We start from the raw sequence: 25,144 nt of genomic DNA, 5'->3' as shown, positions 1-25,144 counted from the left end.
GGAGAGCCGGGCAGGGGCGCTTCCCTCGGTGGAGGGAAGCGCCCCTGCGTCGTGTGGTGCGCGTGGCGCGTGTGGGCCGCTAGAGGGCCACGCCGAGCAGTGCGTCGACCGCGCGCGACACGACGCCGGGGGCGCCGGCGTCCGTGCCGCCCCGCTCCTCCTGACCGGCCACCCAGCGGTCCACGGCGGCGAGCGCGGCGGGGGCGTCCAGGTCGGCGGCGAGCGCGTCGCGGACCTCGTCGACCAGCGTCTCGGCGGGCGGGCCGTCGGGCCGGGAGACCGCCGCGCGCCAGCGGGCGAGGCGGGTCTCGGCGTCCCGCAGCACCGCGTCGGTCCACTCCCAGTCGGACCGGTAGTGGTGGGCGAGCAGCGCGAGCCGGATGGCGGCCGGGTCGACGCCGTCGCGGCGCAGCCGGGAGACGAAGACCAGGTTTCCCTTGGACTTCGACATCTTCTCGCCGTGCAGCGCGACCATGCCCGCGTGCACGTACGCCTTGGCCATCGGGAACTCGCCGGTCAGCACCTGGGCGTGGGAGGCGCCCATCTCGTGGTGCGGGAAGGCCAGGTCGGAGCCGCCGCCCTGGACGTCGAAGCCCATGCCGAGGTGGTCGAGGGCGATGGCGACGCACTCGATGTGCCAGCCGGGCCGGCCCCGGCCGAGGGAGCCGCCGTCCCAGCTGGGCTCGCCCTCGCGGGCCGCCATCCACAGCATCGGGTCGAGCGGGTTCTTCTTGCCGGGCCGGTCGGGGTCGCCGCCGCGCTCGGCGGACAGGTGCCGCATGGTCGCGGCGTCGAGACCGGAGACCTTGCCGAAGTCGGCGTCGGACTCGACCGAGAAGTAGACGTCGCCGTCCAGCTCGTAGGCGGCGCCCATGTCCCGCAGCCGCTCCACCAGCGGCACGATGCCGGGTATGGCCTCCACGGCGCCGATGTAGTGCTTCGGCGGCAGCATCCGCAGCGCGGTCATGTCCTCGCGGAACAGGGCGGTCTCCTGCTCGGCGAGGGCCACCCAGTCGACGTTGTCGCGGTCCGCGCGCTGGAGCAGCGGGTCGTCGACGTCGGTGACGTTCTGGACGTAGTGGACCTGCCGCTTGTTGTCGAGCCACACGCGCTGCACCAGGTCGAACGCGGTGTAGGTCGCCGCGTGACCGATGTGGGTCGCGTCGTAGGGCGTGATGCCGCAGACGTAGATGCGGGCGACGGGACCGGGGTCAAGGGTGACCAGGGCACCGGTCGCGGTGTCGTGGATCCTGAGGTCGCGGCCCTGACCGGGCAGGGCGGGGACCTCGGAAGCGGGCCAGGCATACATGCGATGAGCCTAACCGGACTGGAGTTCCGTATACGACTCGGACCACGGGCTGGTGGCCGGGAAGGCGGTCTTGCGCGATCCCGGCCCGTGTGCCCCGCCCCCCGCGTCCTACACCGGGGGCCAGGGGATGGCGGGCCATTCGCCGCTGGGCTCGGGGTGCGTCCGGGTGGTGCGGAGTACGTCGACACGCGCGCGTGTGGCGTCGAGTTCGGCGGCGGTGATCAGGCCGGTGAGGCGTTCGGTGAGCGTGCCGCCCGGTTCCAGCTGCTCGCCGAGGCGGTCGAGGACCGTCACGGCCTCCTCGGTGAGGGGTTCCCCGGCCCAGCCCCACAGCAGGGTGCGCAGCTTGTTCTCGGCGTTGAAGGTGACGCCGTGGTCGATGCCGTAGAGGTGCCCGGTGGCGGTGGGCAGCAGGTGGCCGCCCTTGCGGTCGGCGTTGTTGATCACCGCGTCGAGGACGGCGAGGCGCCGCAGCCGTTCGTCGTCGGCGTGCACCAGCAGGGCCGTCCGGTCCTCCGCGACCTCGGCGAGCCCGACCGCCTTCCAGCCGGGCTCCGGCTCCTCCGCGTCGACCAGGGCCAGCAGCTCGGCGCCGGGGACGGCCTCGACCCACAGCTGGACCATGCCCTCGCCGTAGGGGCCGTCGCGCAGCACGGTCGGGGGGACCAGGTCCCAGCCGGTGGCCTCGGAGACGAGGTACGCCGCCACCTCGCGCGCGGCGAGGGTGCCGTCCGGGAAGTCCCACAGGGGGCGCTCCCCCGCGACCGGCTTGTAGACGCAGGCGGCCTCCTGGCCCTCGTGCGCCACCGTGCAGTACAGGGCCGCGTTGGAGGCCTCCCGGATCCGGCCCCGGACGGTGAGTTCGCCCTCGGTGAGGAGTTCCGCGGGTGTCACGCTGAGCGGCGGTATCCGTTCTGGCGCGGACATACGTGTCCTTCCGGGTCGAGCGGCAGGCTGCACAGCGGGCAGGGCGGCCTGCCCGCGTTGACGACGTCGAGGGCGCGCTTGGCGAAGGCCCTCGCCTGGGCGCCGGTGAGGCGGACCCGCAGCATCGGGGGGCCGTTCTCCTCGTCCTGGAGCAGCCGTTCCTCGGCCTCGGCGAGGTCCTCGTCGGTGTCGGCGTCCAGTTCCACCAGGGCCTGCGCCTCGACGATCATGCGCTGTTCCTCACCGTCCCAGGCGAGGGCCATGGTGCCGACCCGGAACTCCTCCTCGACGGGGGTGTCCAGGGGGGCGGTGTCGTGGATCTCCGAGGGCGCCACGGCCGGGACGGAGGCGCTGCCGCCGCTGCGCCGCACGACCTCGTCGAGCAGTTCGTCCATGCGCTCGGCGAGCGCGGCGACCTGGGTCTTCTCCAGGGCCACACTGGTGGTGCGGGGGCCCGCGGTGGCCTGGAGGAAGAAGGTACGGCGCCCGGGTAGTCCGACCGTACCGGCCACGAAACGGTCCGGTTGGTCGTAGAGGAACACCTGACGGGACACGTCCTGTCTCCATTGAAGTCGTGAGTGGGGAGTCTTCGGTGGGGGTCGGGCGGCTGGTGAGGTCGGTTCACCCTACTGCGGTCGACGATCACGGTGCGCCCGCGCCGCCGCCGACCGGAGCGTCGCCGGTGGGCGGTTCCTCGCGCGGGGCGAGCGACGCGAAGTCGCCGGTGTCGCCGAGCCGGACGAGGAACGGCCGCAGGCGGGTGTAGCGGATCGCGGTGATGGAACACGGTTCGACGGAGATCCGCTGGAAGAGGTCGAGATGGAGTCCGAGCGCGTCCGCCACGAGGGACTTGATGATGTCGCCGTGCGAGCACATGAGGTACACGGCGTCGGCGCCGTGGTCGCGCTCCACGCGCGCGTTCCACTCGCGTACCGCCTCCGCGGCCCGGGTCTGCATCGAGCGCATCGACTCGCCGCCGGGGAACGCCGCGGCGGACGGGTGCGCCTGGACGACCTCCATCAGTGGTTCGTCCTTCAGTTCGGCCAGCTTGCGGCCGGACCAGTCGCCGTAGTGGCACTCCCCGATCCGGTCGTCGGTGTGCACGGGCACGTGCGGGCGGGCGTCCAGGAGGGGCCCGAGGGTCTCCTGGCAGCGTTGCAGGGGGCTGGTGACGACCTCGGCGAGCGGCAGCTCGGCGAGTCGTCCGGGCAGGGCGGCGGCCTGGGCCGCGCCGCGCTCGTCGAGTCCGACGCCGGGCGTCCACCCGGCGAGCAGTCCCTCGGTGTTGGCGGTGGAACGTCCGTGCCGGACCAGGATCAGCGTGGGCATGTCGCCCAGGGTAGGCGTACCGCCGACCGCGGCGGCGCCCCGGCCAGGAGGGAGTGTGGTGCGTGATCGTCGACTGTGCCGTGTACCGCGACGGGCGGCGGACCGAGGGCCCCGGGGACTTCTCCGCGGCGCTTGCGGAGGCGCGGGCCGCGGGCGGGTTCGTGTGGATCGGCCTGTACGAGCCGGACGAGCGGGAGCTGGACCGGATCGCGGAGCAGTTCGGGCTGCATCCGCTGGCCGTCGAGGACGCCCTCAAGGCCCACCAGCGGCCGAAGCTGGAGGTGTACGACGACTCGCTCTTCCTGGTGCTGAAACCGGTCGTGTACGAGCCGGAGAGCGACACCGTGTCCACCGGTGAGGTGCTGACGTTCCTCGGCGACGGCTTCGTGGTGACCGTCCGGCACGGTGCGGGGCTGCCGCTCGGGCCGGTGCGGCAGCGGCTGGAGCGGGAGCCGGAGCTGCTCGGGCAGGGCGGGGCGACGACGGTGCTGTACGCGATCGCCGACGCCGCCGTCGACCACTATCTGGACGTCGCCACCGAGCTCTCCGCGGACCTGGAGGAGTTGGAGGCGGAGGTCTTCTCGGTGGACGCGGGGCGGTCCCGGCACGTGTCCTCGCGGATCTACAACTTCAAGCGGCAGGTGCTGGAGTTCCGGCGGGCCACCGGGCCGCTCGCGCTGCCGCTGAGCCGCCTCGCGGGCGTGAACGGGGTGGCGCCGCCGTTCGTCGAGGAGAGCGCGCGGCCCTTCTTCCGGGACGTGCTGGACCATCTGATGCGGGTGAACGAGTCGGTCGAGGGGCTGGACCGGCTGGTGTCCGACGTGCTGGCGGCGCACCTGGCGCAGATGAGCGTGCGGCAGAACGACGACATGCGGAAGATCTCGGCGTGGGCCGCCATGGCCGCGATCCCCACGATGGTGGCGGGGATCTACGGGATGAACTTCCGGCATATGCCCGAGCTGGGGTGGGTGTGGTCCTACCCGGTGCTGGTGGGGGTGCTGGTGGTGCTGGAAGTGGGGGTGTACCGGTTGTTCAAGCGGCGGGGGTGGTTGTGAGGGGGGTGCGTCGCGGTGTCCGGGTCAGGCGAACTCGGGGGTGGGTGGGGGTGTGGGGCCGCCCAGGGCGTCCCGGTGTTCCGGCATCCGCAGGGAGACCATGCGGCGCCAGCCGCCCAGGCGTTCGTACGCGTACACGGTGTGAATGCCGAGCGCCAGGAGTGCCGCCTTCGGTCTGGGCCAGCCGAGGACGCGGCCCATGTGGGCCATCACGGCGAGGCTGACGTCCCGGTAGATCCGGATCTCGGCGAGCGCGCACTCGCGGAGCGCGCCCTGGATGGCGCGGCCGTGTCCGGCGCGGGCGAAGCGGAGCAGTTCCTCGTGGCAGTAGGCGAGGTGGTTGTCCTCGTCGGCGGAGATCATCCGGACCGCGCGGCCCAGGTCGGGGTGGTCGGCGAAGTGCTTGCGCAGCAGGTCCATCTGTTCGGAGGCGCGCTGTTCGGTGACCCTGCTGTGGGCGAGGTAGGTGACGATGTCCTGGACGGTGAGCGGCTCGTCGCTCTTGAGCTTCTCGTGGGCCAGGCCGATGCCGTGCTTCTCGAGGATCATGGTGTAGTCGGTCTCCGGGGGGACCGGGACCGGTTCCAGGTTCCGCTTCTTCAGCAGGGCGTTGAAGATCCGCCCGTGCTTGTCCTCGTCCGCGCCGTGACGGGTGATCTTGGGGGCGAGCGCGCGCTCGCTGTCCGGGACGAGCACGGCGATGCGGGCGTTCTCCCAGCCGCCCTGTGCCTCGCCGCTGGCGGCGATGGAGCAGAACAGGCGGAACGACTCGTCGTTGTCGAGGATCTCCTGGAACAGACTCTTGGCCGAAAGCATCTGAAGGCACCTCTCTGCCGTGCGCGGCCTCCGTGGGATCCGGGCCCGTGAAGGACGAGTCAAAGCGGCGGGCAGTGGTGTCGCAACCGGTGTGTCGGACAACTCCGTCGAAAGGATGACGTGACGGGGGCGGGTGCGGGGGCGTTGTTCCGCGTGACGGCCGTGGCGGGGTCGACCCCCGAGCCCCCACCACGGCCGACCGCTCACGGCTCGGGGGGCGGGGCCCAGGGGTCGCGGCTCGGGGCTCAGGGGGCGGGGCTCGGGAGTCGGGAGTCGGGGCTCAGGGCTCGGGACTCAGGGCTCGTCAGGCGAGGCCCGCGCGCTCCAGGGCCTCCGTGCCCGCGCGCAGGGCGGTGAGCCGCTCGTCCAGGGTGAAGCCCGCGGGGGCGAGGGTGAGGGTGGTGACCCCGGCAGCGGCGTACGCCTTCATCCGGTCGGCGATGCGGTCCACCGAGCCGAGCAGGGTCGTCTTGTCGATGAGGTCGTGCGGTACGGCGGTGGCCGCGCCCTGCTTGTCGCCGGAGAGGTACTTGTCCTGGATCTCGGCGGCGGCCTCTTCGTAGCCCATGCGCTGAGCGAGCTGGTTGTAGAAGTTCTGCTTGCGGCTGCCCATGCCGCCGACGTACAGGGCGGTGTAGGGGCGGAAGGTGTCGGCGAGGGCGGGGACGTCCTTGTCGTCGCCGACGGCGAGCGGGACGGTGGGGCAGACGTCGAAGCCGTCGAGGGACTTGCCGGTCTTCTCGCGGCCCGCGCGGATGTGCCGGATCGCCGTCTCCTCCAGGTGGTCGGCGGAGGGGAAGATCAGGAGGGCGCCGTCGGCGATCTCGCCGGTCTGTTCGAGGTTCTTGGGGCCGATGGCGGCGATGTAGAGAGGGATGTGCTCGCGCGTGGGGTGGACGGTGAGCTTGATGGGCTTGCCAGGGCCGCCGGGGAGGGGCAGGGTCCAGTGCTCGCCGTCGTGGGTGAGGCGTTCGCGGGACATGGCCTTGCGGACGATGTCGACGTACTCGCGCGTGCGGGCGAGGGGCTTGTCGAACTTGACGCCGTACCAGCCTTCGGAGACCTGGGGGCCGGAGACGCCGAGGCCGAGGCGGAAGCGGCCGCCGGAGAGGGAGTCGAGCGTGGCGGCGGTCATGGCGGTCATGGCGGGCTGGCGGGCCGGGATCTGGAAGATGGCCGAGCCGACGTCGATGCGGGTGGTCTGGGCGGCGACCCAGGTGAGTACGGTGGCGGCGTCCGAGCCGTAGGCCTCGGCGGCCCAGCAGACGGCGTACCCGAGGCGGTCGGCTTCCTGCGCCACGGCGAGGTTGTCGGCGTCCATACCGGCACCCCAGTAGCCGAGGTTGATCCCGAGCTGCATGGCCGTTCCCCTTACTGGTCAGTAACGTCCCTTGTCGGGAGACCTTAGCGCGCGGATGCCTGCGGCGGCCCGTACCTGTCCGGTGGGTGGCGTGCGTAGCGCTGTCTGCCGGGGGGTGGGTCGGGGCCGCGCCGGGGGGTGTCCGTCCTCGGAACCGCGCGGGCTGTGGGGTGCGGGGTGTACGGGGTTTTCCGCGCGAACCACTGCGGGCGGACACCCCCCGACACGGCCCCTTCCCTCGTACGGCGACTGCGGCTCGTCGTCGGCTGACGCCCCGACTGCGGGCAGGGGGCTGACGCCCCAGCTGTGGGCAGTCGCCTGCCGCCTTGGCTGCGGGCAGTCGTGCCGCTGGGGCGATGGGGGTCCTGCTCGAAGAGCTCGGGGGCGGCACCCCTCCCTGCCGGGGTGCGCCACCCCGGCTACCTGGAATACGTTGCCCGTAGGCAACCCACACCGCAGGTTCTGGCCAGTAATCTCGGCGTTCATGGAGCAGAGGCATCTCGGCCGTACCGGCCTGCGTGTGTCCCGTATCGGACTCGGGACCCTTACCTGGGGCCGGGAACCCGACGAGCACGACGCGGCGGATCTGCTGAAGACGTTCTGGGAGGCGGGCGGGAGCCTCGTCGACACGGCGGACGTGTACGGGGACGGCGAGGCCGAGTACCTGCTCGGGCGTCTCATAGACGGCCTGGTCCCCCGCCGGGACCTGGTCATCTCCACCAAGGCGGGCAGCGTGCCCGACCCGGACCGCCGGTTCGACGGATCGCGCGGACACCTGCTCGCCGCCCTGGACGCCTCACTCGCCCGCCTGGGCACCGACTACGTCGACCTGTGGCACGTCCACGCGTACGACGCGGGCACCCCGCTGGAGGAGACGCTCCAGGCCCTCGACCTCGCGGTGAGCAGCGGCCGGGCCCGCTACGCCGGTGTATCCAACTTCTGCGGCTGGCAGCTGGCCAAGGCGGCCACCTGGCAGCTCGCGGCGCCGGGCACCCGGACCCGGCTGGCCAGTACGCAGATGGAGTACTCCCTGTTGCAGCGCGGCGTGGAGCGCGAGGTGCTGCCCGCCGCGCTGGACCTCGGCATCGGTCTGCTGCCCTCGTCGCCGCTGGGCCGCGGCGTGCTCACCGGCAAGTACCGCACCGCGACGCCCGTGGACTCCCGGGGCGCGTCGGAGCACTTCGCCCCGTTCGTCGAGCCGTATCTCGACGACACCGCCAGCCGGGTCGTGGACGCGGTGGCGACCGCGGCCGACGGGCTCGCGGTGACCCCGCTCCAGGTCGCCCTCGCCTGGGTCCGCGACCGGCCCGGCGTGGTCGCGCCGATCATCGGGGCGCGCAACGCGCAGCAGCTCACGGCGGCGTTGTCAGTGGAGGCGCTTAGTCTTCCTGACGAGATCTGCCGGGCGCTCGACGACGTGTCGGCGCCCGTGCACCGCTATCCCGATCACGACTGGAGCACGCTGTGAGCACCGAGCCGGAGACCACCGAGGACGGCACGCCGGAGGGCCCCGCCGAGGTGTCCGAGGCGCAGGCCGAGCTGGAGGCCCAGCGCGTCGAGCGGGAGCGGATCGAGCGGCGCAAGGCGGAGAAGGAGGGGGCGGTCGAGAGCGGCGCCAAGCTCAGCGGCACGGCCGCCGAACTGCTCGCCGCGGTGCGCGCCGTGGAGAGCGGGGCGAAGCCCGTGGGGCCCGTCTTCGCCGAGGAGAAGCCGGTGCGGCGGCCCGCCGTGGCCGAGCCCGCGCGGCGGGTCGCGCCGTCACCGCCCGTGGCCGCCGCTCCCGACGCGGAGCGGACGGCCGCGGTGCGGGCCGTGCTGGTGGCGGGGGGTGCTCCCGAGGGGTTGGCCTCGTCGGTGGCGCAGGCGCTCGGGGAGGGCGCCGAGGACGGTCTGCGGGAGGATCCGTGGCAGTTGCTGCGGGTGCCCGGGGTGCGGCCCGAGCAGGCCGACGGGTTCGCCCGGGCGCTGCTCGGCGCGGAGTCCTCGCCGGGCGACGAGCGGCGCGGGCGGGCCCTCGTCGGGTGGCTGTTGGAGCAGGCCGCGCTCGCCGGGCACACGGTGCTGGAGCTGCCCGCCCTCACCGCCGCCCTGGCCCGGCGGGGGGTGCCGGACGCGGACGCCGCGGTGCAGAGCGCGCTCGGGGAAGGCGATGCTCTTGCCTTCCAGGACGCCCTCGATCCCGCTGGCGGGCAGGAGGGTGCCGAGGGTGAGGAGCGGGCCGTACGGGTGCTCGTGGGGCTGGAGCGGTACGCGCTCGCCGAGGAGAGTCTCGCCGACGGGCTGGCCCGGCTGGTCGACTCCGTGCCCGAGGGAAGCGGTTCGGGTGACGAGTGGGAGCGGGGCGCCGCGGGGGGCGGTGGGGCCGCCGGGGAGCTGGCCCGGGTCGTGGCCGGGCACGGGCTCGTGCTGCACACCGGTGGTGAGGCGTCTCGGGGCGAGTCCGCCGCGTTGTTGCGGGCTGCCCGGGGAGTGGGGGCGCGGGCCTGGGCCGCCGCGCACAGTCCCGTCGGGCGGGACCGGTTCGCCGTTCTGGCGGGGGACGCCGCGGACGGGGTCGTGACCGTCGCCGGGCTGCTCGCCGGTGCGGAGGGGCCCGGGCGGGACGCGGACGGGGCGCTCGATCTGGATCTGCTGGTGGTGCTCGACGCCCCGCAGCTGGACGTGGAGACCGCCGCCCTGCTGGTCGAGTCGCTGCCGGACGGGGTGCGGCTGGTGCTGGGCGGGGATCCCGGGGTGCTGTGGTCCGTGGGGGCCGGGCGGGTGTTCGCGGACCTGCTGGCCGCGCGGACCTGTCCGCGGGTCGCCTCGCGCACGCCCGATCCCGGGCCGCTCGGTGAGCTGGTGTCGGGCATCGGCGTCGGTGAGCTGACCCAGGTCGAGGCGCCCGGCAAGGAGGTCGTGATCGTGCCGGTGCGGGATGCCGGGGAGGCCGTGCACCGGACCGTGCAGCTCGTGGCGGACTCGGTGCCCCGGGCGATCGGGGTGCCCCCGGAGGAGACGGTCGTCATCACGCCGGGGCACGGGGGCGCCGCCGGTACGCGGGTGCTGAACGCGGCGTTGAAGGAGCGGCTCAACCCCGGTCCCGGACGGTTCGGCGGGTTCGACGCCGGGGACCGGGTCGTCTACTCCCCCGTTCCCGGGCGGGTGCTGCCGGGGGTCGTCGTGGGCGCCGACAGCGGCGGGCTGCGGCTGTCCTGCTCGGGTACGGACGTCGTCGTGCCCCGTGAGCGGGTCGAGGGGTGGGTGCGGCACGGGTGGGCGCTGACCGCCCACCAGGCCGTGGGCGGACGCTGGCCCGCCGTGGTCGTCGTCCTGCCCGGGGACGCCGCCGCGGCCCTCAGCCGGCCGTGGGTCTACACCGCCTTCGGGCGGGCCGAGCGGCATCTGTCGGTGGTGCAGGGGGTGGAGCAGGCCCTCCCCCGGGCCGTCGCCGAGGTGGCCGCCAAGCCGCGTACGACCCGGCTGCCGACGCTGCTGGCGGCGGTTCAGGGGGCGGAGGAGGGTTAGGGAGGGGGCGAGTGCCTTGGGGCGGGCAGGCGGTCGTTCTCCGGCTGCCCGCCGTCTGGGGAGGAGTGGCGGCGGGTGGGTCGCGGTTTCGGGGGTGGTTAGCGGTCCGCGTCCAAGGGTTCCAGGTCCTCGTCCTCGTCCAGCTCCAGTTCCGCCTCCAGGTCGTCATCGTCGTCGTCCGGGATCTCCTCGTCGAAGACCGCGCTGACGTCGAAGCGGCAGACCACCTGTTGCGGGTCGGCGTTCTCGAACGGGGCCTCCAGCCATTCGCCGGGGTCCGCCGCTTCGTCGGCGGCGGTGACCCACATCGTGGAGTCGCCCTCCTCCAGGCCGAACTCCTTGTGCCGGGAGGCGATCTCGTCCGGCTCGAACTCGCCGAAGAGGATGCCGAGCGCCCCGTGGACGGTGGCCGCCGCCTCCACGCCGGTGCCGTCGCCGTCCGCCGCCTCCACCCGCTGGGCCTGGGCCAGCAGCCGCTGCGGTTCCACCACGGTGTAGTCGCGGCGGATCAGCACGCTCAGCGCGCTCGGCTCCTCCGGGCCGGTGTACGGGGGCAGGGCGTCCTCCGCGCCGGGGATCTCGAAGGGCGTGACCTCGTCGTAGCGGTCGTACAGCAGCTCGTCGTACGCCTCCGCGGCGGCGGCCAGCTCGTTGAACGCCTCGTAGACGCCCGGGTCGTCCTCACCCGACCGCCCTTCGACCGCGGCGAGATGGCGGTCGAGGGCGGTCTTGACCGCCTCGGCGGCGGCGCGTACCTCGGCAGCGGTGGGCTGCGCAGCATCAGACATAGTGCAGACGCTATCCGCACCCGGGCTGTGCCCGCACAATAGATGCGATGCCGGAATACGAATTTGTCGACGTGTACGTGCCGCGCGGGGTCTCCCGCAAGGACACGGCGCGTCTGCTGACGGACCATGCGGAGTACGGGCACTGGGAGTTGCACCGTCTGAGCCTGTTGCGGGACGGCAGTCGCAGGGTGCGCCTGCGGCGACGGATCATCCGCCAGGTGCGGGCCACGTGGTGACGTAGGCCACGGACGGGGCGGAGCGGGCCCCGGGTGGGAGCCCGCTCCATGGCGTGCCGTCCTGAGGGGTTTTGTGAGGGTTTACGACGTGGTGCGGGCCTTGCGGTAGAGGACCGCACCGGCCAGCAGCGCACCCGCGCCCAGCGGGCCGGCGGCGCCGAGCGGGAGGCCGCTGCCGGTCTCCGCGAGCTGGGCGTCGGCCTGCGGCCGGGTGGCACCGGTCTGGGCACCCGGGCGGTTGCCGGACGGAGAGCCGGGCGGGGTGGCGGAGTCGTCCGGGGGTGCCGAGTCGCCGGGGGTGTCGTCGTCGGCGGGCGGGGTGTCCGGGGCGGGCGGCTCCACCGGGTTCTCCGGGTTACCGGGGTTGTCCGGGTTGCCGGGGTTACCAGGGTTGTCGGGGTTGCCCGGCTCGTCGTCGCCGGGGGGCGGCGGGGGTGTGGGGTGGTCGCCTCCGGGGCCGCCGGGGTTGCCGTGGTTGGCGCAGGAGTTGCCCGCGGCCGGGTTGCCCACGCCGCCCACGTCGACGCTGTTGCCGCAGACGTTCACCGGCACGTGCACCGGCGCCTGGACGCTGTTGCCCGAGCCGACGCCCGGGGAGCCGGAGGCGTGGCCCTCCGCCTGCGAGCCGCCCGCGGGGGAGCCGCCGCCGTTGGCGCAGGAGTTGCCCGCGGCCGGGTTGAGGAGGCCGACGACGTTGACGGTGTTGCCGCAGACGTTCACCGGTGCGTGGACCGGCGCCTGGACGCTGTTGCCGGAGAGTACGCCGGGAGAGCCGGACGCCGAGCCGTGGGCGCCCGATCCGGAGGTGGCGTGGGCCTGGCCGCCGACCGCGGCGATCACACCGGTCGCCGCCGCCACGGTCATCAGGCCCTTGCGGGTGACCTGTCGCATGTGCTGAGTTCCTGCCTTCGCCTTGTGCCGAGTTCCTCGGCCTGCCGTATCGCGGAAAGGGAGCGCGAGGGGCGCGGGACGGGAGCGGAAGCGAACCCGTCGGCCCCGGAGCGCATGGCGCGCGCTCCGGGGCCGACGGGCGGGTCCGGACCCTTGGTCACACCCTCACGAGGGGGTGGTCACGTCACTTGTTGATGCACACGTTGCCGAAGGCGGGGTTCAGCACGCCGATCACCGAGATCGTGTTGCCGCAGACGTTCACCGGGATGTGGATGGGCGCCTGGACGACGTTGCCGGACGCCACGCCCGGGGAGTGCACCGCGGCACCCTGGGCGCCGGAGTCGGCGGCGGCGAGGCCCGCGCCGGCGAGGACGAGACCACCGGTGGCGGCAGCGGCGGCGACGATCTTCTTGATCATTTATTCCTCCTTGTTGGCAATGCGATCCCATGAAGCTGATCGCACCAGCAGTAACGAGGAGGGACTAATAGAGCTACGACCCTATGAGCGCATTCACCCTTCCCAGTCGCGACCGCACACGCGGACGAATAGTGGAGTGTCGTTTCAGTGGGTCATTCAGGACGCGTCGAGGAAGCGGTCGAGCACCCGCACCCCGAACTTCAGGCCGTCCACCGGGACCCGCTCGTCGACGCCGTGGAACATCCCGGCGAAGTCCAGCTCCGGCGGGAGCCGCAGCGGCGCGAACCCGAAGCAGCGGATGCCGAGGTCGTCGAAGGACTTGGCGTCGGTGCCGCCGGAGAGCATGTAGGGCACGGCGCGGGCGATGGGGTCCTCGGCGCCGAGCGCGGTCTGCATGGCGTCGACGAGCCGGCCGTCGAAGTCGGTCTCCAGCGCCTTGTCGGCGTGCACGTCCTCGCGGCGGACGCGGGGGCCGAGGATGCGGTCGAGGTCGGCGAGGAACTCCTCCTCGTAGCCGGGCAGGAAGCGGCCGTCGACGTGGGCGGTCGCCTGACCGGGGATGACGTTGACCTTGTACCCGGCGCCGAGCATGGTCGGCGCGGCCGAGTTGCGCAGGGTGGCGCCGACCATCTTGGCGATGCCGCCGAGCTTGGCGAGGGTGGCGTCCATGTTCTCGGGGTCGAGTTCGGTGCCGAGGGCGTCGGAGAGTTCGTCGAGGAAGGAGCGGACGGTCTTGGTGACCCGTACCGGCCAGGTGTGGCGGCCGAGGCGGCCGACGGCCTCGCACAGTTCGGTGATGGCGTTGTCGTCGTTGGTCATCGAGCCGTGGCCCGCGGTGCCGTCGACGGTGAGGCGCATCCAGTGCATCCCCTTCTGCGCGGTCTCCACGAGGTAGAGGCGCAGGTTCTCGTTGACGGTGAAGGAGAAGCCGCCGACCTCGCCGATCGCCTCGGTGACGCCCTCGAAGAGGTCGGGGTGCTTGTCGACGAGGTGCTTGGCGCCGTAGGTGCCGCCCGCCTCCTCGTCGGCGAGGAAGGCGAGGACGACGTCGCGGGGCGGCTTGCGGCCGCTGCGCAGCCGGTCGCGGACGACGGCGAGGGTCATCGCGTCCATGTCCTTCATGTCGACGGCGCCGCGGCCCCAGACGCAGCCGTCGGCGATCTCGCCGGAGAACGGGTCGTGGGTCCAGTCGGCGGCGTTGGCCGGGACGACGTCGGTGTGGCCGTGGATGAGCAGCGCGGGCCGGGACGGGTCCTCGCCCTCGATGCGGGCGACGGTGGAGGCGCGGCCGGGGTGCGACTCGATGATCCGGGGTTCGAGCCCGACCTCGGCGAGCTTCTCGGCGACGTACTCGGCCGCCGCGCGTTCGCCGGGGCCCGAGTGGTCGCCGTAGTTGCTGGTGTCGATGCGGATGAGGTCGCGGCAGAGGTCCACGACCTCGTCCTCGCCGGTGACGTCGCTGGTCGTGTCCTGCTGGCTCACGGTGGGTACCTCCCGCTGGTGCTGCTGACGGATCTCCTCATCCTCCCTCCGGGGGCGGGTGCGGCCCAAGACCGGGGGCGGTCCGTCACCGGCCGCGCACGCCGGGTGGGGGTGTGATCGGCGGCTCGGAAGCCTGGTAATGTTTACGTCGTCGCCGCGGGGGAAACCCCGCACGACAGACACCTTGTCCGGGTGGCGGAATGGCAGACGCGCTAGCTTGAGGTGCTAGTGCCCTTTATCGGGCGTGGGGGTTCAAGTCCCCCCTCGGACACTCACCGGATCCCCCCGGTCGCTACGGCGGCCGGGGGGATCCTGCGTGTCCGGGCGGGGGCGTGTCGGCCGGTCGGGACCGGCCGTCGCGGCCGGAATCGCGAGGGTCGGGGGGCCCGCGGGCGGGTTCCACAAGTTTTCCGCGCGGTCCCGTTCGGCCGGGAAGTCCCAGGTGTCGCACCCTCGTCCCGTTCCGCACGGGCTTCGCACACGCTTCCGGTTTTACAACATGCTTGACTCAACCTTACTGAGCTTGTTGACTGAATCGGGCGCGGTCTCCGGCGAGTTGCCGCCAGCACATGCCCGGCCTGTTAGCGGACTTGACGGTTGCTCGACCACCCAGGTGACAAGAGGTGAAGCTCTGTGAAAACCCAGGGAAGCGTCTTGGCGGAGCAGCGGCCGGAGGCCGTCTCCAGGGTCTCGCCGGGACATCCGCAGCCACTCGGCGCCACCGTCGACGCCGACGGGGTGAACTTCTCGATCTTCTCGGAGCACGCCACCCGGGTCGATCTGCTGCTCTTCGACCGGTGTGACGCGCCGCAGCCGTCCCGGGTCGTCCGGCTGCACCCGGAACACCACCGCAGCTTCCACTTCTGGCACTGCCACGTGGCGGGTCTCGGCCCCGGGCAGGTGTACGCGTACCGCATCGACGGGCCCCGCAACACCCCGCACTCCGGGTCCCGGTTCAACCACCGCAAGGTGCTGCTCGACCCGTACGCCCGCGCCAACATCAACACCCGTTGGGAGCGGTCCCGCGCGGTCGGCGGCGCTGACAACGTGGAGCACTCGATGCGCAGTCTGGTCGTCGACCTCGACAGCTACGACTGGGAGGGCGACCGGCCGCTGCGCGTCCCCATGGCGGACACGGTCATCTACGAGGCGCACGTGCGCGGGCTGACCGCCTCCCCGACCTCGGGGGCGGCCCGGCCCGGCACGTTCTCCGCGGTGGTGGAGAAGATCCCGGAGCTCCAGCGCCTCGGGATCACCGCCGTGGAACTGCTGCCGGTGTTCGACTTCGACGACACCCAGGTCCTGCGGAACGCGCCGGACGGCATCCCGCTGCGCAACTACTGGGGCTACGACCCGTACGGCTTCTTCGCGCCGCACACCGGGTACTGCGCGGAGCCGCACCTCGCGCACCACATCACCGAGTTCCGGGACATGGTCAAGGCGCTGCACCGGGCCGGTATCGAGGTCATCCTCGACGTGGTCTTCAACCACACCAGCGAGGGCAACGAGTACGGGCCGACGATCAGCTTCCGGGGCGCGGCGAACGAGGCGTACTACCACCTGTGGCCGCAGGACCGCAGCCGGTACATGGACTTCACCGGGTGCGGCAACGCGGTCAACGCCAACCACCCGATGGTCACCAAGTTCATCCTGGAGTGCCTGGAGTACTGGGTCACCGAGCACCACGTGGACGGCTTCCGGTTCGACCTGGCGTCGGAGATGTCGCGGGGGCCGATGGGGTACGAGATGGCGGTGCCGCCCGCGCTGTGGGCGATCGAGCTGTCCCAGGTGCTCTCCGAGACGAAGATCATCGCTGAGCCGTGGGACGGGGGCGGCCTGTACCAGGTCGGCCGGTTCCCGGGGAAGCGCTGGGCGCAGTGGAACGGGCCGTTCCGGGATGACGTACGGCGGTTCGTGCGCGGGGACGCGGGGCTGGTCGGGGAGATCGCCTCGCGGATCGGCGGCTCGGCGGACCTGTTCTTCCCGCAGCAGGTGCTGCCGACCAACAGCATCAACTTCGTGACCTGCCACGACGGGTTCACGCTGAACGACCTGGTGTCGTACGACCACAAGCACAACCACGCCAACGGCGAGGCGAACGCCGACGGGGCGCACGAGAACTTCAGCTGGAACTGCGGCGTCGAGGGGCCCTCGGACTCCGAGGAGGTCGAGCGGCTGCGGGTGCGGCAGATCAAGAACCTGCTGTCGGTGCTGATGCTCAGCCGCGGGGTGCCGATGCTGCTGGCCGGGGACGAGTTCCGCAACAGCCAGCAGGGCAACAACAACGCCTACTGCCAGGACAACGAGGTGTCCTGGCTGGACTGGGAGCAGGCCGAGAAGGAGACGGAGATCCGGTCCTTCACGGAGCGGGTCATCGCGCTGCGCAAGCGGTTCCAGACGTTCCGGGAGCCGAGGTTCTTCACCGAGCGGCGCAACGAGCGCGGCGTCGCGGACGTCACCTGGCACGGCACCCGGCTGGACTGCCCCGGCTGGGACGACGACGAGGCCCGGGTGCTGGCCGCCACGCTCGGCGGGTTCCGGGGCGACCCGGACCTGCACTTGATCATGAACATGTACCACCTGGGGCTGGACTTCGAGCTGCCGGCCGTCGACGGCCACCGCTGGTACCGGGTGCTGGACACCGCCTGCGGAGCGCCGCGCGACCTGCTCGCGCCCGGCCAGGAAGAGCTGATCGAAGCGCACACCTTCCATGCCCACGGCCGCAGCGTCGTGCTGCTCGTGGCCTTACCCGATGAGAAGGGCACGTGACGAGATGAGCGCAACCGCCGAACGCCGAATCTTCTCCGACACCCTCGCCGGATACGTCACCTACCACAGCCCGGTGCAGAACCGGTTCGGGCTGCGCACCTCCGACGGCCGCGAGTTCACCGTGCACCTGGCCCGCAACGTCGTCTCCCGCGTCGTCCGCAACCTCGGCGACCCCTACCGTGACACCACCGGGCAGACCCGGGACATGCTGGGCGCGGGCCGCTTCCTGTTCGCGTACGGGATCTTCTACGAGTGGGAGGGGGGCTCGCGGTTCGAGGCGAAGGAGATCACCTTCCCCGAGGAGAGCCGCGGGCAGTACGTCTTCGAGCACCCGAAGTGGTGGGTGCGGCAGGCCACCGCGATCGCCGACTTCTACTTACGGGGGCAGTTCCCCGACGGCAAGTACGACTGGCGCGGCTACCGCACCAACCTCACCCTCGACGGCGCCCATCTGCCGGAGTTCGCCGGGCAGAACGTGCGCCAGGAGACGGACACCATCTCCCGGCTGGTCTACGGGCTGGCGACGGCGTACCTGCTGACCGGTGAGGACCGGTTCCTGGACGCGGCGGAGAGCGGCACCGAGTACCTGCGGCAGTACATGCGCGTGGACGACAAGCAGGACGGGATCGTCTACTGGTACCACGGCATGGACATCACCCCGACCGGGCGGCGCAAGGTCTACGCCTCGGAGTTCGGCGACGACATCGACGCCATCCCGATGTACGAGCAGATCTACGCGCTGGCCGGGCCGACCCAGACGTACCGGGTGACCGGGGACCCGCGGATCCTGAACGACATCGACCGGACGGTGGCGCTGTTCGAGCGGTACTTCCGCGACGAGGAGCGCGGGGGCTTCTTCTCGCACATCGACCCGATCAACCTCAGCCCCTGCGACGACGCGCTGGGCCGCAACCGGTCGCGGAAGAACTGGAACTCCATCGGCGACCACGCCCCGGCGTACCTGATCAACGCCTATCTGGCCACCGGGCGGGAGGACTTCGCCGCGCTCCTGGAGGAGACCGCCGACACCATCGTGGCCCGCTTCCCGGACGAGCCGAACAGCCCGTTCGTGCAGGAGCGCTTCCACGAGGACTGGACGCCGGACCGCACCTGGGGCTGGCAGCAGGACCGGGCCGTCGTCGGCCACAACCTGAAGATCGCCTGGAACCTGACGCGGATCCGGGCGCTGGCGGACAAGCCCGAGTACGCCGAGACCGCCCGCCGGATCGGCGAGATCATGCCCGCGGTCGGCAGCGACCAGCTGCGCGGCGGCTGGTACGACGTGGTGGAGCGGCGGCCCGACCCGGACAGCGGCATCCACCGGATGGTCTGGCACGACCGCAAGGCGTGGTGGCAGCAGGAGCAGGCCATCCTCGCCTACCTGATCCTCGCCGGTACCTCGCACGACCCGGACTCGCTGCGTCTGGCCCGGGAGGCCGCGGCGTTCTACAACGCCTTCTTCCTCGACCACCAGGACGGCGGCGTCTACTTCAACGTGCTGGCCGACGGCAACCCGTACCTGGTCGGCACCGAGCGTTTCAAGGGCTCGCACTCGATGGCCGGGTACCACGCGCTGGAGCTGTGCTACCTGGCCGCCGCCTACACCGGGCTGCTGATCAGCCACGAGCCGCTGAGCCTGTACTTCCGGCCGCGCCCCGGCGACCTGCCGGACCGGGAGCTGCGCGTCGCGCCCGACCTGCTGCCGCGCGGCACGGTCGAGCTGACCCGGGTCTGGGTCGACGGGCGGCCCCACCACCACTTCGACGCCAAGGAACTCACCGTCAGGCTGCCCGAGAGCGACGGCCCGGTGCGGGTGCGCGTGGAGCTGGAGCCGGTGCAGATGCGGCTGCGGGTGCGCAGCGAGTTCGACGGCGGCACCGCGCACGTGCGCTGCGGCGGCGCGGTGGACTCCGGGGAGCTGGAGAAGTTCCGGCGGGTGCTGGGCGAGGTGATGGCGGCGGGGCCGCAGCGGGTGGAGTTCCACCTGGGCCAGGTCACCGAGATGTGCCGTCCCGCCGTCAACGAACTGCTCGTGCAGCGCACCAAGGCGGGGCTCGACGTGGACTTCGTCGTCGTCGGCTCGGTGCTGCCCGAGGTCCGCGAAGCGCTGCTGGCCACCGACGCCTTCCTGCTTGAGGGCGAGGAGGACTGACCCGTGACCACGACCCTGCCCCCCGCGCACCTCCTTGCCGAGACGGCCGTCCCCGTGCCGCCCGCCGAGGTGCCGCTCGTGCCGGTGGACTTCTCCGCGTACTGCCAGGACCTCTTCGGCACGCTGGCCCGGTCGGACCAGCGGCGCTGGGGCGAGGTGTACGTCCGCGGGCTGCTCGACGTCCCCGGCCGCAAGACCCCCGCCCGGATCTCCGAACAGGTGCTGGGACGTCGGGCCGTCCAGCAGATCCAGCAGTTCGTCAACCAGAGCCCGTGGCCCTCCGGGCCGGTGCGGCGGCGGCTCGCCGGACAGCTGGAGCGGACGCTGGGCACCGAGGCGTGGTGCGTGGACGAGGTCGTGTTCACCAAGAACGGCGACCGGTCCGTGGGCGTCGCCCGGCAGTACGCGCCCTCGCTTGAGCGCACCGTCAACTGCCAGCTGGCGTTGGCCACCTCGCTGGTCGGCCGGCACGGCGGGGTGCCGGTGAGCTGGCGGTTGCTGCTGCCGCAGCGCTGGGACCGCGACGAGCAGCTGCGCCGTCAGGCGCACCTGCCGGACGTGGAGCGGACCCGGCCGCGCTGGCGGTACATCCTGGAGGCCGTCGACGAGATGCTGGAGGAGTGGCTGCTGGAGCCGCTGCCGGTGCTGGTCGACTGGCGCGGCGAGGGCGACGTGGCGCCGCTGCTGCGCGGACTTGAGGCGCGCGGCCTGGCGTACCTGGTGCAGGTGGCGCCGAGCGTGGGGGTCACCCTGCCGCGGCCGTGCGCGGGATCGCCGTACGGCAGTGGAACGCTGGTGGAGCTGGCGGTGCACGCCGCGCAGCACCGCAAGCGGATGCCGATCGCCTGGCAGGACCGGGCCACCGCGCGGATGCGGCAGTCACAGGTGCTGTCGATGCCCGCGCTGCTGCTGACGGAGGCTCCGCACGGCGGGGGTGCGGGGGCCCGATCGGCGGAGGCGCAGCCCGCGCAGCGGCCCCGGCACCTGGTGACCGACTGGCCCTACGGCCGTCCGGCGCCGCGTTCCTACTGGCTGACGAACCTGTCGGCGCGCAGGCTGCCCGAGATCATGCCGCTGGCGCAGTTGCGGGCGCTGTCGGGGCAGAGTCTGGCGCGGCTCCAGCGGGACTTCGGGCTGGCGGACTTCGAGGGCCGTTCGTTCCGGGGCTGGCACCACCACGTCACGCTGGCCTCGGTGGCGCTCGGCTATGACGCGCTGAGCGCCGGTGGTCACTTCTCCCAGCCGACGTCGGTGAAGTCGATGTCGCCGAGGCCCGGTACGCCGTAGTTGGCGAGGTGCTCGCGGACGGCGACGACCTGGGGGCGCTGGTAGAGGAGGATGTCGTGGGCCAACGCCCAGATGGCGGCGTCGGCCTGCTGGTAGAGCCGTCGGCGGCGCCCCTCGTCCAGGGTGTGGGAGGCCTCCGCGAGCAGGGCGTCGACCCGCGGGCTGGAGACGCGGCCGTAGTTGGCGTAGGTCTGCTCGTCGTCGGTCTGCCGGTAGACGGGGTAGAGGGTGCTGGGGTAGGTCAGGCCCACGAAGCGGAAGATGGCCAGGTCGAAGTTGCCCTGGTTGAGGTACTTCGGCAGGTAGTCGTCGGCGGGGACCTTCTGCACTTCCACCGTGATCCCGGCCTCCGCGAGCATGTGCTGGACGAGTTGGGCGAGGTCGAGGCCCAGGCGGTTGGTGGACTGGCTCAGCACCAGGCGCAGTTCCAGCGGGTGGCCGTCCTTGCTGCGGGTGCCGGTGGGGTCGGCGCGGCGCCAGCCCGCGCGGTCCAGGAGGCGTTCGGCCGCGGCGAGGTCGCGGGTGGCGTAGGGGCCGGAGTTGTCGGTGTAGCCGGGCTGGTTGGTCATGAAGAAGTGGTTGCCGAGGAGGGGCACCCCGACGGGCAGGCCCTCGCCGGCGACCTCCGCGAGGGCCTTCCGGTCGACGGCGTGCAGCAGGGCCCGGCGCACCTCGGGGTCGGTGAGCGGGCCCGCGGCGCCGTTGAGGGCGATCTGTACGGCGTCCCAGGCGGAGCCGGTGCGCAGTTCGGTGTCGCGGGCGTCCTTGAGGCGGTCGTAGACGTCGGCGGCCGCCGCGTTGACCGCGTCGATCTCGCCGTTGAGGAACGCCTGGACGGCGGTGGCGGGGTCGAGGGTGCGCAGGATGACGCGGTCGAGCAGGGGGCGGCGGCCCCACCAGTGCGGGGAGGGCACCAGGGTCAGGGTGCGGTCGGTGGCGTCCAGGTCGCCGACCCGGAACGGGCCGCCGGTGACGGGGACGCCGTCGCGCCAGCCCTCGTTGAACTGCTCGGGCGTGCCGGAGGCGGCGGCCGGGTAGAGCGGGGTGAACAGCCGCTGCCAGTCGGCGAACGGCTCCGCGAAGACGACCTCGACCTCGTGCGGGTCCGCGCCGGGGCGGACGTCGGCGATGTCCTCGTAGCCGCTGGGGTCGGCGATCTGGTAGCGGTCGTCGCCCCGGCCGAGGGCGCGCCACTGGGCGTCGAAGTCGCGCCAGCCGAGGGGTTCTCCGTCGGACCAGCGGGCCTCGGGGTTGAGGCGGTAGGTGACGGTCTGCGGGGAGGTGGCGGTGACCTCGGCGGAGCGGAGGTAGTCGGGGTCGGGCCGGGGGGTGCCCTGGGCGTCCCGGGTGAAGAGCATGGGTTCCACCAGGGAGGCGATGGTCCACACGTCGTCCAGGGCGCCGTCGACGTGGTGGTGGTTGAACTGGGTGGGCCACTGGGAGACCGGCAGGGTGAGGGTGCCGCCCTGGCGCAGTGCGGAGCGGGGGCGGGGGTGCACGTCGGTGTGGCCGTAGGCCGGGACGGCGGCCCGTGAATTGTCCTCGCGGGGCGTGTCCGTGGCGGATTGGGTGCATCCGACTAACAGCCCGCCGAGGGCGGTCCATACCAATAGGTGCCGTAACCATCTCCGGGTGCCGGGAAAATCCGCCATAGCGTGCCCTCTCCCCCTCATAAGGTTCTGCGCTGCGCCACCGCCGTGGGGATCGAACACGCAACTCGGCTTCCAGGCGGGGGAGAGGAGCCTAACATTGGGCCATGCCACGCTCGTGAAGTTCCTACGGGGGAACACTCGATGCTTAAACTGTCGGCAATACGCCTGACAAACTGCCTCGCCTTACTTCTCGTTTCAACCTTCCTCTCCTATCTGATTTCCGCGAGCGCCCTCGATCCCCGCGCCTACTACGAACAGCGCACCCCGCCGCCGCCGGTGGCCGTGGTCGACCAGCGGCTCGCGCAGCTCGGACTGAGCGACTCGGTTCCGGTCACCGAGCGGTTCGCGCACTGGGCGTGGCGGGCGCTGCACGGCGATCTCGGCCGGACGCTCGACGGCACCCCGGTGACCACGGAGTTCGGCCGCCGCGTCGGGGTGACCGCGCGGCTGCTGGTCGTGGGGACCGTGGTGGGTACGGCGCTGGGGGTGCTGGCCGGGGTGTGGGCGGCGGTCCGCCGTGGCCGGCTGCCGGACCGGGCGCTCACCGTGTTCTCCTTCGCGGTGCTGGCGGTGCCCCCGTTCGTGCTGGGGCTGCTGTTGCAGGCGGGCGCGATCACCGTCAACGACGCCACGGGCCGTACGGTGATCCGCTACACCGGCGAGCGCACGCCCGGTCTGACGGGCGGGCCGCTGACCCGGTTCGGGGACGCCGCGGTGCACCTGGCGCTGCCGACGCTCGCCGTCGCCCTGGGGGCCGTCGCCACGTACAGCCGCTACCAGCGGGCGGCGACGGCGGACGTGCTCGCCTCCGAGCACCTGCGCGCCGCCCGGGCCCGGGGGCTGACTCCCGGGCGGGCGCTGCTGCGGCACGGGCTGCGGGTCTCGCTGATCCCGCTGGCGACGTTCTTCTCCTTCGGGTTCCTGACCCTGTTCACCGGCGCGGTGTTCACCGAGAAGGTCTTCGGCTGGCACGGCATGGGCGGCTGGTTCGTGGAGTCGGTGCAGAAGGGCGACGTCAACTCCGTCGTCGCGGTGGAGGTGTTCGGGGCCGCGCTGGTCCTGCTGGCCGGGCTGGCCGGAGACCTGCTGCACGCCGCGCTCGACCCCCGGGTCCGGTACCCGTGAGGTCGGCGCGGTCCCGTGCGGTGGTACGGCGGCTGGTCCGCTCCCCCACCGCCCTCGCGGGTACGGCGCTGCTGCTCGGGCTGGTCCTGCTGGCGCTCGCCGGTCCGGCGCTGACCCGGTGGGGGTACGCCGACGCCGACTACACCGCCCTGCGCCGCCCGCCCGGCGCCGAGCACTGGTTCGGCACCAACCGGATCGGCCAGGACGTGTTCGCGCAGTGTGTGCGCGGGCTGCGGAAGTCGCTGCTCGTCGGGGTGCTGGTGGCGTCCTTCGCGACAGTGCTGGGGGCCGTCGTCGGGGTGTGCGCCGGGTATCTCGGCGGGTGGGTGGACCGGGTGCTGATGTTCCTCGTCGACCTGATGCTGGTGGTGCCCGCGTTCCTCGTCCTGGTGGTCCTCGGGCCGCGGCTGCGCGGGCTGGGCTGGCCGGTGTTCGCGGGGCTGCTGGCCGCGTTCGGCTGGATGGTCACCGCGCGGGCGGTGCGGGCGCAGACCCGGTCGCTGCGGGAGCGGGAGTTCGTCCGGGTGGCGCCGTACCTGGGCGTCGGTCCGGTGGGGGTGATGCGGCGGCATCTCCTGCCGCATCTGGCGGGGTTCCTGGTCACGGACGCGACGGTGGCGGTGGCCGGGGCGGTGCTCAGTGAGACCGGGCTGTCGTACTTCGGCTTCGGGGTGCAGCCGCCGGACGTCTCGCTGGGCTCGCTGATCGCGGACGCCGCGGAGGTGCCGGTGACGTATCCGTGGATGTTCTTCTTCCCGGCCGGGCTGCTGGTCTGCCTGGTCCTCGCCTGCCATCTGCTCGGGGAGGCGCTGCGGGACGCCCTCGACCCGGTGGCGGCGGCGGGGGGCGGGCGGTGACGGGGGGCACGGAGGCGGTGCTGGAGGTGCGGGGGCTGCGGGTGGCGCGGCCCGCCGGGCGCCGCTCCCCCGCGCTGGAGCTGGTGCGCGGGGTGGACCTGCGGCTGTGCCGGGGCGAGGTGCTGGGCCTGGTCGGTGAGTCGGGCGCGGGCAAGAGCCTGACCGCGCTGGCGCTGCTCGGGCTCTGCCCGCCGGGGCTCACGGTGTCCGGGTCGGTACGGCTGCTGGGCCGGGAGGTCGTCGGGATGCCGGAGCGGGAGCTGGCGGGGCTGCGCGGGCGGCGGATCGCCATGGTCTTCCAGGACGCGCTGGCCGCGCTGTCGCCGGTGCGGCGGATCGGCGACCAGATCGGTGAGGCGCTGCGGCTGCACCAGTCGCCGCGACCGGGGCGGGCGGCGGCGCGGCGGACGGCCGTGGGGTTGCTGGACGCCGTCGGGGTGCCGGAGCCGGGGCGGGTCGCGGACGCCTATCCGCACCAGGTGTCGGGCGGGGTACGGCAGCGGGCGATGATCGCCGTGGCGATGGCGAACCGGCCGGACGTCATCGTGGCCGACGAGCCCACCAGCGCGCTCGACACCCTCGGGCAGGACCGGGTGCTGCGGGCCCTGGAGGCCGCGCGGCGGGCGACGGGCGCGGCGCTGCTGCTGGTCAGCCACGACCTGGGGGTGGTGGCCGGGGCGGCGGACCGGGTCGCGGTGATGTACGGCGGGCGGATCGTGGAGAGCGCCCCCGCGGAGGCCCTCTACACCCGGCCGCGGATGCCGTACACCAAGGGCCTGCTGGGCTCGGTGCCCCGGCTCGACGACGACACCCCGCCCACCCCGATGCCGGGTGTCCCGCCGGCGCCGGGCGCCCGGGGGCGGGCCTGCGCCTTCGCGCCGCGCTGTCCGCTGGCGGACGGGGTGTGCCGGGGGCGGCCGCCGGAACTCGCGGGCGCGGACGGGCATGTGGCCGCCTGCCATCACGGCGCGCGGGCCGCGGGGTTGGGGGCGGTGGAGCTGTTCCCGCCGACGGTGCGGGGGCGAGGGCTCGGGGGTGTCGCGGGTGGGGGCGCCGCGGGCGGGAGCACCGCGGGTGGCGGACTCGGGAGCGCCGCGGGCGGGAGCACCGCGGGTGGCGGACTCGGGAGCGCCGCGGGCGGGAGCACCGCGGGTGGCGGACTCGGGAGCGCCGCGGGCGGGAGC

Annotated in this window: 21 protein-coding genes and 1 tRNA gene; 11 read left to right on the top strand and 11 right to left on the bottom strand. The window is 72.8% G+C overall.

Going from position 1 to position 25,144, the window contains the following annotated elements:
* Positions 1-79 precede the first annotated feature (79 nt).
* From mshC to ABZ659_RS14335, 4 genes are all read right to left on the bottom strand, one after another.
* Positions 80-1,309 carry a cysteine--1-D-myo-inosityl 2-amino-2-deoxy-alpha-D-glucopyranoside ligase gene (mshC, locus tag ABZ659_RS14350; RefSeq protein WP_360218249.1) on the bottom strand — a complete coding sequence of 410 codons (1,230 nt, stop codon included), beginning with the start codon at positions 1,307-1,309 and terminating at the stop codon, positions 80-82.
* A gap of 108 nt (positions 1,310-1,417) precedes the next feature.
* Positions 1,418-2,236: an SCO1664 family protein gene (locus ABZ659_RS14345; protein ID WP_360218246.1), complete on the bottom strand. Its 819-nt coding sequence runs from the start codon at positions 2,234-2,236 to the stop codon at positions 1,418-1,420.
* The gene (locus ABZ659_RS14340; RefSeq protein WP_360218243.1) at positions 2,200-2,790 is read right to left on the bottom strand and encodes a DUF3090 domain-containing protein; all 591 of its coding nucleotides are present in this window, start codon (positions 2,788-2,790) and stop codon (positions 2,200-2,202) included. The genes ABZ659_RS14345 and ABZ659_RS14340 overlap by 37 nt, the downstream gene beginning before the upstream one ends.
* 88 nt (positions 2,791-2,878) lie before the next feature.
* Positions 2,879-3,565, bottom strand: a complete 687-nt coding sequence (locus ABZ659_RS14335) for a histidine phosphatase family protein (RefSeq protein ID WP_360218240.1) — start codon at positions 3,563-3,565, stop codon at positions 2,879-2,881.
* 62 nt (positions 3,566-3,627) lie between these two features.
* Between ABZ659_RS14335 and corA the strand changes: the two genes are divergently transcribed.
* On the top strand, positions 3,628-4,620 hold the full coding sequence (gene corA / locus ABZ659_RS14330) for a magnesium/cobalt transporter CorA (protein WP_360218237.1): 993 nt from the start codon (positions 3,628-3,630) through the stop codon (positions 4,618-4,620).
* A 24-nt stretch (positions 4,621-4,644) separates the two neighbouring features.
* Here corA and ABZ659_RS14325 read toward each other — a convergent pair whose 3' ends face one another.
* Positions 4,645-5,436 (bottom strand): ferritin-like domain-containing protein, encoded by a 792-nt coding sequence (locus ABZ659_RS14325; RefSeq protein WP_360218234.1) that lies wholly within the window; start codon positions 5,434-5,436, stop codon positions 4,645-4,647.
* Positions 5,437-5,740: 304 nt separating this feature from the next.
* Positions 5,741-6,796, bottom strand: a complete 1,056-nt coding sequence (locus ABZ659_RS14320) for an LLM class F420-dependent oxidoreductase (protein WP_360218231.1) — start codon at positions 6,794-6,796, stop codon at positions 5,741-5,743.
* A gap of 484 nt (positions 6,797-7,280) precedes the next feature.
* Between ABZ659_RS14320 and ABZ659_RS14315 the strand changes: the two genes are divergently transcribed.
* Positions 7,281-8,264 (top strand): aldo/keto reductase, encoded by a 984-nt coding sequence (locus ABZ659_RS14315; protein WP_360218228.1) that lies wholly within the window; start codon positions 7,281-7,283, stop codon positions 8,262-8,264.
* The gene (locus ABZ659_RS14310; protein ID WP_360218225.1) at positions 8,261-10,303 is read left to right on the top strand and encodes a helix-hairpin-helix domain-containing protein; all 2,043 of its coding nucleotides are present in this window, start codon (positions 8,261-8,263) and stop codon (positions 10,301-10,303) included. Before ABZ659_RS14315 ends, ABZ659_RS14310 begins: the two co-directional genes overlap by 4 nt.
* A gap of 98 nt (positions 10,304-10,401) precedes the next feature.
* Here ABZ659_RS14310 and ABZ659_RS14305 read toward each other — a convergent pair whose 3' ends face one another.
* Positions 10,402-11,091 carry a hypothetical protein gene (locus ABZ659_RS14305; RefSeq protein ID WP_360218222.1) on the bottom strand — a complete coding sequence of 230 codons (690 nt, stop codon included), beginning with the start codon at positions 11,089-11,091 and terminating at the stop codon, positions 10,402-10,404.
* Positions 11,092-11,138: 47 nt separating this feature from the next.
* Here ABZ659_RS14305 and ABZ659_RS14300 point away from each other — a divergent pair, with 47 nt between their 5' ends.
* Positions 11,139-11,327: a DUF5703 family protein gene (locus ABZ659_RS14300; protein ID WP_053758043.1), complete on the top strand. Its 189-nt coding sequence runs from the start codon at positions 11,139-11,141 to the stop codon at positions 11,325-11,327.
* A gap of 81 nt (positions 11,328-11,408) precedes the next feature.
* Here ABZ659_RS14300 and ABZ659_RS14295 read toward each other — a convergent pair whose 3' ends face one another.
* From ABZ659_RS14295 to ABZ659_RS14285, 3 genes are all read right to left on the bottom strand, one after another.
* Positions 11,409-12,218, bottom strand: a complete 810-nt coding sequence (locus tag ABZ659_RS14295; RefSeq protein ID WP_360218218.1) for a chaplin — start codon at positions 12,216-12,218, stop codon at positions 11,409-11,411.
* A gap of 184 nt (positions 12,219-12,402) precedes the next feature.
* Positions 12,403-12,636 carry a chaplin ChpH gene (gene chpH / locus ABZ659_RS14290; protein WP_360218215.1) on the bottom strand — a complete coding sequence of 78 codons (234 nt, stop codon included), beginning with the start codon at positions 12,634-12,636 and terminating at the stop codon, positions 12,403-12,405.
* Positions 12,637-12,792: 156 nt separating this feature from the next.
* Positions 12,793-14,118, bottom strand: a complete 1,326-nt coding sequence (locus tag ABZ659_RS14285; RefSeq protein WP_360218212.1) for a M20/M25/M40 family metallo-hydrolase — start codon at positions 14,116-14,118, stop codon at positions 12,793-12,795.
* 186 nt (positions 14,119-14,304) lie between these two features.
* On the opposite strand from ABZ659_RS14285, the gene ABZ659_RS14280 reads away from it, so the two are divergent.
* The 4 genes from ABZ659_RS14280 to ABZ659_RS14265 all read left to right on the top strand — a co-directional run bounded on the left by ABZ659_RS14280 (position 14,305) and on the right by ABZ659_RS14265 (position 20,326).
* Positions 14,305-14,389, top strand: a tRNA-Leu gene (locus tag ABZ659_RS14280).
* Between the two features lie 383 nt (positions 14,390-14,772).
* Complete coding sequence (glgX, locus tag ABZ659_RS14275; protein ID WP_360218209.1) at positions 14,773-16,887, top strand: glycogen debranching protein GlgX; 2,115 nt, start codon at positions 14,773-14,775, stop codon at positions 16,885-16,887.
* Between the two features lie 4 nt (positions 16,888-16,891).
* Entirely contained in the window at positions 16,892-19,039 is a 2,148-nt protein-coding gene (locus ABZ659_RS14270) for an AGE family epimerase/isomerase (protein WP_360218206.1), read from the top strand.
* A gap of 3 nt (positions 19,040-19,042) precedes the next feature.
* Positions 19,043-20,326, top strand: a complete 1,284-nt coding sequence (locus tag ABZ659_RS14265) for a transposase (protein ID WP_360218203.1) — start codon at positions 19,043-19,045, stop codon at positions 20,324-20,326.
* Here the strand turns inward: ABZ659_RS14265 and ABZ659_RS14260 are convergent.
* Complete coding sequence (locus ABZ659_RS14260; protein ID WP_360218200.1) at positions 20,269-21,825, bottom strand: ABC transporter family substrate-binding protein; 1,557 nt, start codon at positions 21,823-21,825, stop codon at positions 20,269-20,271. The two genes, ABZ659_RS14265 and ABZ659_RS14260, sit on opposite strands and share 58 nt — an antisense overlap.
* Before the next feature lie 294 nt (positions 21,826-22,119).
* Here ABZ659_RS14260 and ABZ659_RS14255 point away from each other — a divergent pair, with 294 nt between their 5' ends.
* The 3 genes from ABZ659_RS14255 to ABZ659_RS14245 form a co-directional block, all read left to right on the top strand.
* A complete protein-coding gene (locus ABZ659_RS14255; protein WP_360218197.1) occupies positions 22,120-23,103 on the top strand; it encodes an ABC transporter permease in 984 nt (327 codons plus the stop codon).
* A complete protein-coding gene (locus ABZ659_RS14250) occupies positions 23,100-23,960 on the top strand; it encodes an ABC transporter permease (protein ID WP_360218194.1) in 861 nt (286 codons plus the stop codon). The genes ABZ659_RS14255 and ABZ659_RS14250 overlap by 4 nt, the downstream gene beginning before the upstream one ends.
* Positions 23,961-23,986: 26 nt before the next feature.
* On the top strand, positions 23,987-25,144 hold a 1,158-nt coding region (locus ABZ659_RS14245), incomplete at its 3' end, for an ABC transporter ATP-binding protein (RefSeq protein WP_360218561.1).

It is taken from the genome of Streptomyces sp. NPDC006997, from assembly GCF_040635175.1.
Lineage (GTDB): Bacteria > Actinomycetota > Actinomycetes > Streptomycetales > Streptomycetaceae > Streptomyces.
Note: the sequence above shows the minus strand (reverse complement) of the source record. Positions and strands in the feature narration are given on the sequence as shown.

Bases quoted from the DNA above. Each gene is read 5' to 3' on its own strand.
- mshC (WP_360218249.1), bottom strand. From the start codon at position 1,309: ATGTATGCCTGGCCCGCTTCCGAGGTCCCCGCCCTGCCCGGTCAGGGC.
- ABZ659_RS14345 (WP_360218246.1), bottom strand. From the start codon at position 2,236: ATGTCCGCGCCAGAACGGATACCGCCGCTCAGCGTGACACCCGCGGAA.
- ABZ659_RS14335 (WP_360218240.1), bottom strand. From the start codon at position 3,565: ATGCCCACGCTGATCCTGGTCCGGCACGGACGTTCCACCGCCAACACC.
- ABZ659_RS14325 (WP_360218234.1), bottom strand. From the start codon at position 5,436: ATGCTTTCGGCCAAGAGTCTGTTCCAGGAGATCCTCGACAACGACGAG.
- ABZ659_RS14320 (WP_360218231.1), bottom strand. From the start codon at position 6,796: ATGCAGCTCGGGATCAACCTCGGCTACTGGGGTGCCGGTATGGACGCC.
- ABZ659_RS14315 (WP_360218228.1), top strand. From the start codon at position 7,281: ATGGAGCAGAGGCATCTCGGCCGTACCGGCCTGCGTGTGTCCCGTATC.
- ABZ659_RS14305 (WP_360218222.1), bottom strand. From the start codon at position 11,091: ATGTCTGATGCTGCGCAGCCCACCGCTGCCGAGGTACGCGCCGCCGCC.
- ABZ659_RS14300 (WP_053758043.1), top strand. From the start codon at position 11,139: ATGCCGGAATACGAATTTGTCGACGTGTACGTGCCGCGCGGGGTCTCC.
- ABZ659_RS14295 (WP_360218218.1), bottom strand. From the start codon at position 12,218: ATGCGACAGGTCACCCGCAAGGGCCTGATGACCGTGGCGGCGGCGACC.
- chpH (WP_360218215.1), bottom strand. From the start codon at position 12,636: ATGATCAAGAAGATCGTCGCCGCCGCTGCCGCCACCGGTGGTCTCGTC.
- ABZ659_RS14270 (WP_360218206.1), top strand. From the start codon at position 16,892: ATGAGCGCAACCGCCGAACGCCGAATCTTCTCCGACACCCTCGCCGGA.
- ABZ659_RS14255 (WP_360218197.1), top strand. From the start codon at position 22,120: ATGCTTAAACTGTCGGCAATACGCCTGACAAACTGCCTCGCCTTACTT.